Source organism: Paraburkholderia sp. (genome assembly GCF_028283785.1).
Classification (GTDB): domain Bacteria; phylum Pseudomonadota; class Gammaproteobacteria; order Burkholderiales; family Burkholderiaceae; genus Paraburkholderia.
Genome location: NZ_JAPWKB010000005.1, coordinates 112208 through 125607 on the forward strand (window position 1 = coordinate 112208; position 13400 = coordinate 125607).

General features: G+C 63.5%; 12 protein-coding genes. 8 read left to right on the forward strand and 4 right to left on the reverse strand.

What is annotated here, in order from left to right:
• Nucleotides 1-438 (forward strand): response regulator, encoded by a 438-nt coding sequence (locus PW947_RS04580; RefSeq protein ID WP_299629890.1) that lies wholly within the window; start codon nt 1-3, stop codon nt 436-438.
• A 77-nt stretch (nt 439-515) separates the two neighbouring features.
• Here the strand turns inward: PW947_RS04580 and PW947_RS04585 are convergent, their stop codons facing one another.
• The 4 genes from PW947_RS04585 to PW947_RS04600 all read right to left on the reverse strand — a co-directional run bounded on the left by PW947_RS04585 (nt 516) and on the right by PW947_RS04600 (nt 4862).
• On the reverse strand, nt 516-2162 hold the full coding sequence (locus PW947_RS04585) for a PAS domain-containing sensor histidine kinase (RefSeq protein ID WP_299629891.1): 1647 nt from the start codon (nt 2160-2162) through the stop codon (nt 516-518).
• Nucleotides 2163-2205: 43 nt separating this feature from the next.
• Entirely contained in the window at nt 2206-2868 is a 663-nt protein-coding gene (locus tag PW947_RS04590; RefSeq protein WP_299629892.1) for a biliverdin-producing heme oxygenase, read from the reverse strand.
• Nucleotides 2869-3020: 152 nt separating this feature from the next.
• A complete protein-coding gene (locus PW947_RS04595; protein ID WP_299629893.1) occupies nt 3021-3371 on the reverse strand; it encodes a response regulator in 351 nt (116 codons plus the stop codon).
• Nucleotides 3372-3377: 6 nt separating this feature from the next.
• Nucleotides 3378-4862: an ATPase domain-containing protein gene (locus tag PW947_RS04600; RefSeq protein WP_299629894.1), complete on the reverse strand. Its 1485-nt coding sequence runs from the start codon at nt 4860-4862 to the stop codon at nt 3378-3380.
• Nucleotides 4863-5280: 418 nt separating this feature from the next.
• Between PW947_RS04600 and PW947_RS04605 the strand changes: the two genes are divergently transcribed.
• From PW947_RS04605 to PW947_RS04635, 7 genes are all read left to right on the forward strand, one after another.
• A complete protein-coding gene (locus tag PW947_RS04605; RefSeq protein WP_299629895.1) occupies nt 5281-5520 on the forward strand; it encodes a hypothetical protein in 240 nt (79 codons plus the stop codon).
• Nucleotides 5521-6328: 808 nt separating this feature from the next.
• Nucleotides 6329-7306, forward strand: coding sequence for a chemotaxis protein (locus tag PW947_RS04610; protein ID WP_299629896.1), 978 nt, complete (start codon nt 6329-6331; stop codon nt 7304-7306).
• A 298-nt stretch (nt 7307-7604) separates the two neighbouring features.
• A complete protein-coding gene (locus PW947_RS04615) occupies nt 7605-8741 on the forward strand; it encodes an aromatic ring-hydroxylating dioxygenase subunit alpha (protein WP_299629897.1) in 1137 nt (378 codons plus the stop codon).
• A gap of 175 nt (nt 8742-8916) precedes the next feature.
• The gene (locus PW947_RS04620; protein WP_299629898.1) at nt 8917-10083 is read left to right on the forward strand and encodes a BMP family ABC transporter substrate-binding protein; all 1167 of its coding nucleotides are present in this window, start codon (nt 8917-8919) and stop codon (nt 10081-10083) included.
• 60 nt (nt 10084-10143) lie between these two features.
• The gene (locus PW947_RS04625) at nt 10144-10692 is read left to right on the forward strand and encodes a nucleoside deaminase (RefSeq protein ID WP_299629899.1); all 549 of its coding nucleotides are present in this window, start codon (nt 10144-10146) and stop codon (nt 10690-10692) included.
• A 282-nt stretch (nt 10693-10974) separates the two neighbouring features.
• Nucleotides 10975-11226, forward strand: coding sequence for a hypothetical protein (locus tag PW947_RS04630; RefSeq protein WP_299629900.1), 252 nt, complete (start codon nt 10975-10977; stop codon nt 11224-11226).
• On the forward strand, nt 11223-13385 hold the full coding sequence (locus tag PW947_RS04635) for an FUSC family protein (protein ID WP_299629901.1): 2163 nt from the start codon (nt 11223-11225) through the stop codon (nt 13383-13385). Before PW947_RS04630 ends, PW947_RS04635 begins: the two co-directional genes overlap by 4 nt.
• The last annotated feature ends 15 nt before the right edge of the window (nt 13386-13400 follow it).

Genomic DNA, 13400 nt, shown 5'->3' on the forward strand with positions numbered 1-13400 from the left:
GTGTTAAGACCCATCCTGCTGGTTGAAGACAATCCGAACGACGTCGAACTGACCTTGATCGCGCTCGAAAAAACCCGCATCGCCAATCCGGTGGTGTCGGTGCGCGACGGCGAGGAAGCGTTGCAATATCTGCGTCGCGAAGGTCCATGGGCCGACCGCCCGGATGAAAATCCGGCGGTGATCCTGCTGGACAAGAAACTGCCGAAAGTAGACGGCCACGAAGTGCTGAAAGCCGTGCGCGGCGCGGATTCGCTCAAGCGCATTCCGGTCGTGATGCTGACGTCGTCGCGTGAGGAAAAAGATCTGCTGAAGAGCTACGACCTCGGCGTGAATGCGTATGTCGTGAAGCCGGTCGAATTCGACGACTTCATGGCCGCCATCAACGATCTCGGCATGTTCTGGGCGGTGCTGAACGAACCGCCGCCGTATGTGCCTTGAATGGGTGTTTTGAATCGCCATGCGCATGTTCAACGAATGAACGACATGCGCACGGCGTCAGGCACACGCCGAAAGCCTCAGCGATAAACCGGCACGCGCACGACAAAGGTCGCACCCTGTCCGGGCCCGTCGCTCCGGGCTGAAATCTGTCCGCGGTGCAGATCCACCAGGTTCTTCACGAGCCACAATCCGAGGCCGAGTCCGGCAACGCGTCCGGAACCGTCTTCGTTGACCTGCTCGAAGCGTTCGAAAATACGCCCGAGCGATTCCGCGTCGATACCGCGACCGGTATCGCGCACCGCCAGCTCCACCATCCCGTCGCGCTCTCTCACCGAGAGTTCGACGGTGCCTTCCGGGCTGAACTTCACCGCGTTCGACAGCAGGTTCCAGACGATCTGCTTCATCCGGTTTTCATCGGCCATCACGATCGAAGAAGCAAGGTCGTCGGCGATCAGTTTCAGCCCTTTCGCCTCCGCGTTCATCCGGATATCTTCGGCGACATGGCCCGCCAGCGCGCCGATATCCACCGGCTGCAAATGCACCGACAGCTTGCCCGTGACGATGGCGCCGCTGTCGAGCAGATCGTCGACCATATGCGACAACTGCCGTGCATTGCGCTGAATCACGCCGGTGGCGCGCGCGAGATGCTGCGGATCGCCGGCGCGCTGCAACAGGTCGGTCCATAGCAGGATCGCATTGAGCGGCGAGCGCAGTTCGTGGCTGACGGTCGTGACGAAGTGATCCATCGCGGTGGCGAGATGTTCGCTGTGCTCGCGCGCCCGCTTTTCATTTTCGGCGATGGCTTGCTGTTCGAGTTCGGCTTCCTTGCGCACGGTGATGTCGAGCGTAAAGCCGAGAATCATCGCCAGCGAGCCGTCTTCCCGATAGCGGCCCACGCCGCGCACCAGAATCCAGCGGGCCGGACCGTCGGTCCAACCGGTCCGGTAGTCCACCTCGAAATGCTCGCGCCGGTCGAGCGCGGCACCCATTGCCGCACGCAGACGCGGACGGTCGTCGGGATGCACGATCTCGTCGAACAGCCGGCCTTCGGTCAGCACATCGGACGTCGAGAGCCCGAGGTTGCGCTTGCATTGGTCCGTGCATTCGATCATGCCGGTTGCCGGATCGAGCTCCCACGCGCCGAGTTGCGAGAACGTCATCGCAATCTGAAAGCGTTCCTGATGCTCGCGCAATTGCGCGCGCGCTTCGTCGGCCAGCACTTGCCGAAGCTGCGCCTGCGAGCGCAGTTTCGCGCGCTCGCGCTGTTCGCGTTCGAGTTCTTCGACGCGGTCGGTTTCTTCGCTGACGCGCACCGCGATATAGCCGCCGTGCCCTGCCGGACCGCCGCGCGCAGGAAGCAGACTGGCCTTGATTTTCCAGTAGCGCGTGATGGTTTTGCCGCCGTCGCTTTCGCGGCGGCCGGGCATTTCGTAGCGCAGCAGCGGCGACCAGTCGGACTCGCCGTTCGTCACCTGACGCAGCGCCGTTTCGAGCAGCGAGCGTCGTGCCTCGCGTTGCGTCGCGGAGCCGAACTGGTTGATGTCGTGAACCGGACGGCCACGGATATCGCTCATCGACTGGCCGACGAGGTCGAGATAACGGGCGTTCGCCAGCACGACTTCGTGGCGTCGGTTCAGGATCAGATAAGCGTCGGGCAGACACTCGAATGCAGCAGCGGCATCGAGCGTCGGCGCTTCGGACGGATCGTATTGTCGGCTGTCCATCTGGGGATCGGGGTGCGCGTAGGAATTCACGTGACGCAACGACTCAGACGCGATCGGCGGATGCCGGTTCGGCTTGCCGCGCGAGTGCGATCAGCGCGTCGAACGCATCGGACGCGCCTTGCAAGGCGTCGGCGACGCCACGGTCCGGTTCGCCGTTCGAGCTGTCGTGCGATGCCGCCTGAACCTGGCTGCGCAACGCTTTCATCACCGCCGACCAGCGCGCGCCCGCCTGCTCGCGACCGGCCTGCAGATAACCGAGCGGATGCGGCGCGAGCCGCTGGTTCAAGCGTGCGTAGAGCACCGAGCCGCCAAGCTGCGAGCCTTCGACGACGTAGCTGATGCCCCATCGGTACGCCGCGCTGCGCGCGCCTTCCCAGCGCGTGACAGCGGGTGTCGTGGCATCGTCGCGGCGCGACGCCGCCGGCACGCTGGCATGCGCGAAGTCGGCGTCGATCAACGCGATCCGGTGCGCGTCGGGCAGTGCCGGATGCGCTTGCGGACCGTCGTCGAAACCGGCGAGCCAGGCGTCGAGCGGCACCAGCCACGCGCGCAGCAACCCAAGGTGATCGAGGTAGTCGTCAATCGTGTCGGTATCCACCGACAACGGCATGATCCGGTGCAGCAACGCGTGCTGCTCGGCGGTTGCGTTGCGCAGAACGGCGAGCGCATCCGGCGCGGCGCCGGGCGTATGCGGTTGCGTGTGCATCGTCGTTGCGTTTGCGCGTGGCTCGCGCGTCTCATCGTGGTAGTCGTTCAATCGTGTCAATTGCAACATGAACAGATGGGGTTCGATTATAAAGTCGACGGCGCTGCGTGTGCTGCGCGCCAGCTCAAGCTGCGGACTCCGCGCGGCGTCCGTCACGTCAGCAGACGGTCGAACATTTTCAGCAGCACATCGAGCGACAACGGTTTCCGGCAATATTCGATCACCGGATTCGGTTGGCGCGGAATGTCGGCGGCGGCGCTGCACAGGATCACCGGCACCGAGCGCAAGTCCGGATCGTCGTACAACGCGGCGCACAATTGCGGCCCCGTCATCACGGACATCATGCAGTCGCTGAGGATCAGGTCGGGCCGGTTGTCGCGCACGAGTTGCAGCGCCACCGCGCCGTTCGACGCGGTCATCACTTCATAGCCCTGTTGCTCCAGCAACAGGCGCCAAACGGTCAGAATGTCGAATTCGTCGTCGACGACCAGGATGGTTTTCATGTCGGGCTAACCATCTGAGCGTGTTTTAAGGGTGGCGGGCAAGCCGTCGGTGGACGCGGGATCGACGTCGCTGTCGGCGTTGCCCAGACTGTCGATCACGTCGAGGCCGCCGGAGTCGATCACCAGTTCGCGCAACGATGCGTCGTGCGCGCTTTCCCGGACCTTGACCACGGCGATCGTATGACGCAACCGCGAACCGCTTTGCAGGTAGCGCAACAGCACGAGGTTTTCACTGAGCGCCGACAGACGCACGCCGCGCGCGCTGCCTGCATCGCCGTATAGCGGCAGTTCTTCCGTCATCAGGATCGTCACGCCGAGTTCGCGCAACTGGTTGCTGAACGCGTTCAAAAACAGACCGAAGCGCGCCGGACGCAGCGCGGAGTCGCGAAAGCCGTCGAGCCCGTCGATCACGAGACGCGTCGCGCCGGATTCGCCGACGGCTTGCACGACGGTCGCGGCTATCTCGTCGATCGACAGTTCGATCGACGGATGCCACTGGATCAGCAGACGGCCGTCTTCGATCGCGGCCGCGAGCGGAATCGACACGGCTTCGGCCTTGCCGGTCAGACGCTGCGGCGACTCGTAAAAGCCGAGATACACCGCCTTTTCGCCCTGTGCGAGCCCGGCCGCAAGAAATTGCAGGCACAGCAAGGTCTTGCCGACGCCCGACGGACCCATCAGCGTGGTCGTCGAGCCTTTGACAAAACCGCCGCCGAGCAGCGCATCCAGACGCGGCAAGCCGAAGCCGAGCCGCGTATGCAGTTCCATCGGCGCGGCGGACAACGTGTGTCCGGCTTCGAGCCGTGGGAACACCGACAGCCCGTGCGACGAAATCCGGAAGAAATGCTTGCCGAGCAGGTGATCGCGGCCGCGCATCTTGTGCACTTCGAGTTCGCGGGCGCGACGCATGCCGTCGGAGTACCTGCTCAGCTCGATCAGGCCATCGACCAGCGTATGTTCAGGCCGCGCCTCGTTGCCGGACAGCGGCGCGAGCAGCAGCGTCGTGCAGTCGAGCGCGGCGACCAGCGCATTCAGTTCGTGGATGAATTTCGACAGCACGAGATCGGTGCCGCTGAAATCGCGCGCGCTGCGAAAGCCGTCGATGATCATCATCCGCGGCCGGTATTCGGACAGGTTCGCGGCGATCAGCTTCAAAAAGCCGTCGAGACCGTCTTCGATCAGTTCGTGGTAGCCGGACACGAACAGCATCTGCTCGGCGACCGCCGCGTCGTTGAAGAACGACAGACTTTTGAGGTGGCTTAGGAGTTTGTCGTGCGATTCCGCGATCAGCGTCAGATACAGCACGCGCTCGCCCTGGCGAATCCGGTGAAAGCCGATCTGACTGGACAGGATCGTTTTGCCCGCGCCCGCCATGCCCTCGATCAGATACAAACCGCCGCTGACAAGCCCGCCGCCCAGCACATCGTCGAGACCGGGAACCCCGGTGTCGATGTCGGCTCGTGCTGAAACCGCAGAGGCGTGGATCGTCATGATGGCGTGTCGAAACCTGGAATCGTGGCTGGGTTGGCGAAAAGGCCGTCAACCGGCCAATCGGCAATATTTAGCAAGCCATGTGCCCGGGCAGAAACCATGCCAAAACCGCGCTCGCGACGCGTTTTCCGGGTTTGAGTCGGGTTTGAACACAATTTCGACACGTCGAAGCCGTCCGGATTTGTAGTTCTGACTTAACGAAAACGACGCATCCGCTTTTACACAAAAAGCGAACTTTTACAGACGGGAAAGAGTTTTGGCCCGGCAAAAGCCGCGCGTCGTGGAATCGCGGGGAGCTGGAAACGTCAGCGGGACGGCCGTTTAAAGCGGATTGCTGCATCGCGCCATCCGGCAAACCGTCGTGCGGCACGCAGTTTGCTCAGCCTGCTTGCCGAACAATTCCAACGAGAGAACTGCCATGCGCTTCCACACACTTGAAAACGACTGCCCCGCCGCCGACGTCCCGGCTTCCCTGCTTGCCGCCGACAGCGACGAGACCCGCGCCGTCGGCGCTGCGTCGGCTGCGGACGGCGACGCAGCGAAACCGGTTCGCGCGTTATCGATGATCACTTTCGGCTTTGCATGGCTGTTCGGCCTGGAGCCGTTCCTGTCGTCCGGCGATCCGTTTCCGGCGCGCCGCCGCAACGATATTCACTGAAACGCGGGCAGCATTGCGTCGTCGCGCCGGCCGTCCCGGCGACTTTCCGGACGATGATTTATTGCGGTGCCGCAGAACCCGAAGCGCAGCAGGACCGAATGCAACAGGCAGCGGAGCGAAGTACCCACAATAAAAACGGGGAACACCACGACAAATGGACGGTAAGGTCACGCGTGGCAATACGGACTCAAAAAACGTACGGTGCTGCCGATAAACAGGCTGGTAGGTTTATCGCATGACCGACCCCACCCGGACAGGTGACGCAACGCGGCGGACGGCGCCGCAGAGTACAACCGGGCGACACCTGCGCCGGAGCATTGATTGCGAGTGACCAGCGGCGAATCGGAGCATGCTTCGATTCGCCCCGGATCACCATCGAAAACCACGCCGAAGACACCGCTCTTCGTGCGCCACGGCAGGTCACATTCGTGACGTCCCTCTGCCGAACCTCGAAACCACCCTGAAAACCCAAGCCACGCTCCGCGACACGACGGCGCAGCCACGTCACGCGACACTTGCAGCACGCTCGCAGCACCTCCTTAGCTACCCGAACCAAGCCGGACACGCCGTGCTTCACCATCTCGTTAAAAAAAGTCCGGAGGATCGCTAACAGCCGTCAAACCCTTTCCCGACAACGCACCGAAAACTCAGACGAAAAGCTAAACACCGAAACTGGGCCGACTTTCCGCTCGGCGCCCCTGAACTTTCACCACCACGCGCCGATAACACTACCAAGCAGGGCACAACCTCGATCACGCACCCGCGACCGACATCACCGCCCAACAATCAGGAAACCCGGAGAACCCCGATGGCAGTCAACCCGCACGCAACCGACGAACGCACCAACCTGACAAGCACCAACCGCTTCGAACTGTTGCTGTTCCGACTCGGCTCCGTGCCCGGCAGCGACGCTCACGAGTTGTACGGCATCAATGTCTTCAAGGTTCGTGAAATTTCGACGATGCCCGCCGTCACGCCGATCGCCGGTTCGTCCGACTACGTGATGGGCGCCGTCAATATTCGCGGCCAGATCATTCCCGTGATCGACTTGCCGCGCCTGATGGGCTGCGAGCCGACGCGCGGTCGGAACATCCTGCTCGTGACCGAGTTCGCGCGTTCGACGCAGGCGTTCGCGGTCGAGGAAGTGGACGACATCGTGCGGCTGGAGTGGAACCAGGTGTTGTCGGCGGAAGGCGCGGTCGGCGGCAGTCTGGTGACCAGCATGGCGCGTATCGACGGTAATACCGGCGACTCGCGGCTCGCGCAGGTGATCGACGTCGAACAGGTGTTGCGCGACGTGTTCCCGGCACAGCATCCGAGCGTCGATCCGGCTTCCGTCGGCGAAACGCTGCTGCTGCCGCGCGGCTCGAAAATCCTCGCCGCCGACGACTCCGGCTTCGCACGCACGCTGATCGAACAGGCGCTGACGGCGATCGGCGCGGATTACGTGATGACGAAAACCGGCGAAGAAGCATGGAACGCGTTGCAGGATGTCGCGAAAGCCGCCGAGGAAGACGGCACGCGCGTGCGCGACAAGATCGCGCTGGTGCTGACCGACCTCGAAATGCCGGAAATGGACGGCTTCATGCTGACGCGCCGGATCAAAGGCGACGAACGCACCCGCGATCTGCCGGTGATCATCCACTCGTCGCTGACGGGCGCGGCCAACGAGGCGCATGTCCGCAACGCGGGCGCGAACGGCTACGTGGCGAAATTCCAGGCGAGCGAACTGGCGGAAGTGATCCGTCGCGCGCTTGCCGAAGTACCGGAACAAGCAGCGGCCTGAACGGAATAAGGGATTCGTTCCCGGCGTCTTCGACAACGCCGGGAACGGTCGTGGCAAAAAGGGCGGGTCTTCGATCGCGAAGGCTCGCCCTTTTTGCGTTATCGGGCGGTTCGAGGTTGCTCGTGTTCGCGCGTCGCGGCAATCCGGGCGCGTGCCGGAAAGCTGCTGAAAGAGTGGGCGTGCGGCGCGGTGCAAGTGCACCGTGCTACGCTTTCCGCGCGCCAGGCCGCCGCGCGCTGCGGCGGTTTGCGCCGCGAAGCCGTCATTCCAGAACCGCCCACCCGCCCCACTCGTCTCCATGCTCAAAAACCTCTGGTACGTCGTCGCCCCGTCCACGCAACTGACCGATGCGTTGATGCCGGTGCGCCTGCTCGGCCAGCCGTTCGTCGCGTTTCGCGATGCCGACGGCCGGCCCTGCGTTCTCTCCGACATCTGCGTGCATCGCGGCGGATCGCTGTCGGCGGGGGCGAAGGTCGGCGGCAGCGTCCAGTGTCCGTATCACGGCTGGCGCTTCGGCGGCGACGGCGTCTGCACCCACATTCCCGCGCAACCGGATCTGCGGATTCCCGCCAAGGCGCGCGTCGATGCGTATCCGGTCGAAGAGCGCTACGGCTGGATCTGGGCGTTTATCGGCGATCTGCCTGAAGCCGAACGCCCGCCGCTGCCGCAATTGGACTGGGTCGACGATCCGGCCGTGCGGGTCGTACGCGGCCATTTCGACTGGGACGCGAGCTGGGATCGCGTGATCGAAAACGGACTCGACTTCGCGCATGCGCCGTTTGTCCACGGCTCGACGTTCGGCGACCCGGATCATCCGGAAATCGACGCGTTCGAGATCGACAATCAGACATGGAGCGCGGTCGCGCGGATGACGATGCGCCGTCCGGTGCGCCGCGGCTGGTTGCGTCGTCAACCGACCGGCGAACACGTCGACGTCGCGACGACGCCCGGTTACCACCTGTCCGGGCCGTGCGCGACGCTGGAACTCAAGCCGCGCGACGGCTGGACGATCCATATCGTGTCCGCGCACGTGCCCGTCGATGCGAACCGGACGCGGACCTGGTGGATGATGGGACGCACGTTCCTGCGCTCGCCGCTGTTCGACCGCAACACGATCGCGCGCAATCTGCGGATCTTCGAACAGGATCACGAAGTCCTCAAACGCGTGCGGCCGGAGCGCGTGCCGGATTCGTGGCAGCAGGAAGTGTCGGTGAAATCCGACGCTCTGCAGATCGCGTTCCGCAAGCGCGTGAAAGAACTGGAAACGCGCGGCTGGCGGATCGACGAAGACCGGCTCGCGCGGGATTACACCGGCCGCGTCGCGTGTGCGGTGCCGGGCCCGGCGCGCCGCCAGGTCGTCAACTGGGCGATCGATCCGATCCCGACGCGGCCCGGCTCATCACGGGATGAGCATATTCAGAGCGAGCCTACATAACGCTTTCGATATAAACAAAATAACGTATACAAATATTTCCGGACAAATTGGCCTTCGAATATCGGGCTAGATCAGGACCGTTGTGCCGGTTTCGGCATCGCGGATTCCCGGCTGGCATCAATCGATTCATCCGAATCACATAAAACCCGACATTCCACTCGTTCACGGAGATCCCATGAAGGCCACGATGACTCGCGCGCTCAGCCAGTCGCTCAAGAACACAGTTGCCCGCTCAGTTGGCAAGTCATTCGGCAAGTCGCTGGTGCCGACTTCCCTCGTCGCCGCGTTGTGCGCGACGCTCGCGTTCAGCGCCGGCGCGGCCAGCGCCGCGACGACCGCGCCGATCGGGATCGCGTTCGTCTACCTCGGCAACCCCGGCGACGCCGGCTGGACCTATGCGCATGAACAGGGCGTGAAGGCGATCGAAGCGAAATACGGCGACAAGATCAAGGTGACGCGCGTCGAGAATGTGCCGGAATCGGCGGATTCGGAGCGCGTGTTCCGCGACCTCGCGAACAAGGGCAACAAGATCATCGTCGGCACGAGTTTCGGTTTCCAGGATTTCGAACTGAAGGTCGCGAAGGATTTCCCGGACACCGTGTTCGAACACGCGACCGGCTACAAGAAGGCGCCGAACTTCGGCACCTATGACGTCCGGACGTATCAGAGCGCGTATCTGGCGGGCGTGGTCGGCGGGTATACGTCGAAGAGCGGCGTGCTGGGCTTCGTCGGCTCGGTGCCGGTACCGGAAGTGGTCCGCAACATCAATGCATTCACGATGGGCGCGCGCTCGGTGAATCCGAACGCGAAGGTCAAGGTCGTGTGGATCAACAGCTGGTTCGATCCGGGCCTCGAAAAGCAGGCAGCCGAAACGCTGATCGGCCAGGGCGCCGACGTGCTGATCCAGAACACCGACTCGACCGCGACCATGCAGACCGCCGAACAGAAGCACGTTCACGCGTTCGGCTGGGATTCGAACATGAAGAAGTTCGGTCCGCATGCGCATCTGGGTTCGTGCGTCAGCTATTGGGACGTGTACTACTCGCATCTGGTCGATCAGGTTCAGTCGGGCAAATGGACCAACGCGCCGGTCTGGTGGGGCATGAAGGAAAAAGCGCTGGATCTGGAAGACATCAACAAGGACGCCGTGTCGGCAACCGCGCAGAAGGCCGAAGCGCAGAAGCATGACGACATCCGCACCGGCAAGTTCGACGTGTTCGCCGGTCCGATCAAGGATCAATCGGGCGCGATCAAGGTCGCCGCAGGCAAGTCGCTGAGCGACGCGGAACTGTCGCGACTGAACTGGTTCGTCGAAGGCGTCGACGGCACGCTGCCGAAGTAATCTGACGGACGGGCATTCCCCGCCAGCACAATCATCAGAATAGACACACGAGGAGACAGCATGAGCCTGACCATCGCGCCGACGGATTCCGACGGCACGCCGACGTACCCGCCACAAGGCCTGACACCGACGCGCGAGCAGATCGTGCGTCATCTTGGGCATGCGAGTCGGGTGGCGGAGCGGGCCACGTTGATGGGACACCATCCGTTCGGCGCGATTCTGGTTGGGCCGGATCAGGAGACCGTGTTGATGGAGCAGGGCAACGTCGACACGGTGAATCATGCGGAGTCGGTGCTGGCGCGGGTGGCCGCGATGAACTTCACGGCGGAGTATCTGTGGGGATGCACGTTGTACACGACGGTCGAGCCGTGTTGCATGTGCGCGGGCACGGCGTACTGGGCGAACATCGGCCGGGTGGTATACGGGATGACCGAAGAGCGGCTTCTGGCCGCGACCGGCGACCACAGCGAAAACCCGACGATGAGCGTCTCCTCGCGATATGTATTCGATCACTGCCAGAAGCCAGTCGAACTGATCGGCCCGATCGAGGAAGTGGAAGAAGAAGTCATGAGCGTGCAGCGCACCTTCTGGACAAAGCGAACCCAGTAAAAAGCAGCCCAAAAAGACCCAAAAGACCCCAAAGACCCAAAAGCCGCCCCACCCGTCCTACGAAGAGTCGGTTGGTTCCAGGCGGCTTTCTTTTGCCTACTTTTCTTTGCCAAGACAAAGAAAAGTAGGTGCGGTCCCGCACAGGGACGATGCGTGGGGTGGCGACGCGAACGCGGGACGAGCGCCAGAGGCGAGAAAACCGACCCAGCGCAGAGAGAAACGCGCGACGCCAGCCCCAAACAAAAAAACAAAAAACAAAAAATCCAACCCATGCTCCGCTGCGTGGAATCCCATTCCGAAATACAATACCGCCCGTACCAAATAAAAACGCCACCCACCGCGCCGTACCACAAGCGCGGCGCGCGTCGTGCAAAAAAGCATCAAGCCAAGCCGTTCGGCAATCAGCAAAAAAAGCAGATCAGGGAGAGTAAGACAATGGTCCTTCGCGACCAGGCACAGCAGCGTTACGACTTGCCGGCGGCGATCCACGCCACGCCGCGCACGCGCCACGCCCACGCGCGCCGCATTCGATGATCTACCCGTCCGTCCGCGACTGGCTGTTCTCGGTCAAAACCTTCGCCGCCGCGATGCTCGCGCTGTACATCGGGCTGAAGATGGAACTGCCGCGCCCTTACTGGGCGATGGCCAGCGTCTATATCGTGTCGAACCCGTTCGTCGGCGCGACCCGTTCCAAGGCGCTGTATCGCGCGCTCGGCACCGCGCTCGGCGCCGCCGGCGCGGTGCTGATCGTGCCGCCCTTCGTCGAATCGCCGTTCCTGTTTACGCTGATCGTCGGTGCATGGACCGGCACCCTGCTGTTTCTGGCGATGTCCGATCGCACCGCGCGCAGCTACGTATTCCTGCTGGCCGGTTATACGCTGCCCCTGATCGCTTTCCCCGCCGTCACGAATCCCACCGCCGTGTTCGACCTGGCGATCGCGCGGACCGAGGAAATCACGCTCGGCATCGTCTGCGCGAGCATCGTCGGCAGTGTGGTGTTGCCGAGCCGCCTTGCGCCGACGCTGATCGAACGCACCGACGCATGGTTCCGCGACGCCGCCTTCTACGCGCGCGAAACGCTGTCCGGGCGGATTTCGGGCAAGCAGATTTCGGCGACGCGGCAACGGCTTGCGGCTACCGTCAACGGCCTCGAATTCCTGCTCAGCCAACTGTCTTACGACCACACCCGCCCCGACATCCTGGCGCGCGCACAAGCGCTGCGCGGCCGGATGCAGATCCTGTTGCCGGTGATGTCGTCGCTGGCCGATCCGCTGATCGCGTTGCTGGCGGATCAACGCCGCCGTCCGCCTGAAATGGACGCGCTGGTCGCCGACGTCATCAAATGGTTCGACCAGCCGATTCCCAACGCAAGGTACGGCGACCAGCCCGACGCCGATGCCGACGCGCTGCGCACGCGCATCAACGCGATGCAACCGACCACGCCGCAACTCGCCACCTGGGAAGGCGCGTTGATCTCGAACGCGCTGTGGCGGCTGCGTCAGCTGATCGACATCTGGCAGGACTGCCGGACCTTGCGCGTGATCATCACGCGCGAACAGGGTTCGTGGCGGCCGCATTTCCGCCACTGGCGGCTCGGCGGCACCGAACGCTTCTTCGACCGCGGACTGATGCTGTTTTCGACCGTCACCGTGGTCGGTGCGATTCTGGTCGCGTGCGGGATCTGGATCAGCTCCGGCTGGGCCGACGGCGCCGGCGCGGCGACGCTCGCCGCCGTGGCGTGCTGCTTCTTCGCGTCGCTCGACGAACCCGCGCCGCAGGTGTTCAAGTTCTTCGCCGCGACCTCCGTCAGCGTCGTGCTGGCCGGGCTGTACCTATTTGTCGTGCTGCCGCACGTCCACGATTTCCCGATGCTCGTGCTGCTGTTCGCGGGGCCGTTCATCCTGGTCGGCACGATGATTCCGCGTCCGCAGTTCAATATGGTGACGATGCTGACCGCCGTGAACACGGCCACTTTTATCAGCATCCAGAACGCCTACGACGCCGATTTCCTGGTGTTTCTGAACAGCAATATCGCGGGCGTCGCCGGTTTGCTGTTTGCATTCCTGTGGACCAAGGTGACCCGCCCATTCGGCGCGGAACTCGCGGCCGCCCGGCTGCTGCGCTCCACGTGGGCGGACGTCGCGCTGAGCGCATCGACTGCGCCGCTTCTCGATCAACGCAACTTCTACGCGCGCATGCTCGACCGGTTGATGCAGCTGATTCCACGGCTCGCCGCGACCGACGATCACCGGCATCCGTCGATCGAAAGCTTTCGGGATATGCGCGTCGCGCTGAACGCGCTGGATCTGCGGCGCTCGCGGCGCAAGCTGAGCGGCGACGTGCCCGACGCGATCGACCGCGTGCTGGCCGATGTCAGCGCCTATTTCCAGCACAACGTCGAGCGGCGCAGCCGCCAGACCGTGCCGCCGGAACTGCTGACGACCATCGACCGCGCGGTGGCCCGCGTGACCGCCGAAGGTCTCGCCCGCGAAGCCGCAGGCGACAATCTGCCGACCGATGCCGACACCGGCCCCGGCACCCTCGATTACACCGACGCCGACGCGCCCGGCGCGACCAGCAACACGCAACGCTGGCTGCGCGACGCGCTGCATGCGCTGATCGGGATGCGTCTGTCGCTGTTCCCGGCCGCATCCGGCGCGCCGCTTCCGCCGAACGGAGGGACCGCCGCATGAAATCCCAGCCCGTCT

Bases quoted from the DNA above. Each gene is read 5' to 3' on its own strand.
- PW947_RS04585 (WP_299629891.1), bottom strand. From the start codon at position 2,162: ATGGACAGCCGACAATACGATCCGTCCGAAGCGCCGACGCTCGATGCC.
- PW947_RS04590 (WP_299629892.1), bottom strand. From the start codon at position 2,868: ATGCACACGCAACCGCATACGCCCGGCGCCGCGCCGGATGCGCTCGCC.
- PW947_RS04595 (WP_299629893.1), bottom strand. From the start codon at position 3,371: ATGAAAACCATCCTGGTCGTCGACGACGAATTCGACATTCTGACCGTT.
- PW947_RS04600 (WP_299629894.1), bottom strand. From the start codon at position 4,862: ATGACGATCCACGCCTCTGCGGTTTCAGCACGAGCCGACATCGACACC.
- PW947_RS04605 (WP_299629895.1), top strand. From the start codon at position 5,281: ATGCGCTTCCACACACTTGAAAACGACTGCCCCGCCGCCGACGTCCCG.
- PW947_RS04610 (WP_299629896.1), top strand. From the start codon at position 6,329: ATGGCAGTCAACCCGCACGCAACCGACGAACGCACCAACCTGACAAGC.
- PW947_RS04615 (WP_299629897.1), top strand. From the start codon at position 7,605: ATGCTCAAAAACCTCTGGTACGTCGTCGCCCCGTCCACGCAACTGACC.
- PW947_RS04620 (WP_299629898.1), top strand. From the start codon at position 8,917: ATGAAGGCCACGATGACTCGCGCGCTCAGCCAGTCGCTCAAGAACACA.
- PW947_RS04625 (WP_299629899.1), top strand. From the start codon at position 10,144: ATGAGCCTGACCATCGCGCCGACGGATTCCGACGGCACGCCGACGTAC.
- PW947_RS04635 (WP_299629901.1), top strand. From the start codon at position 11,223: ATGATCTACCCGTCCGTCCGCGACTGGCTGTTCTCGGTCAAAACCTTC.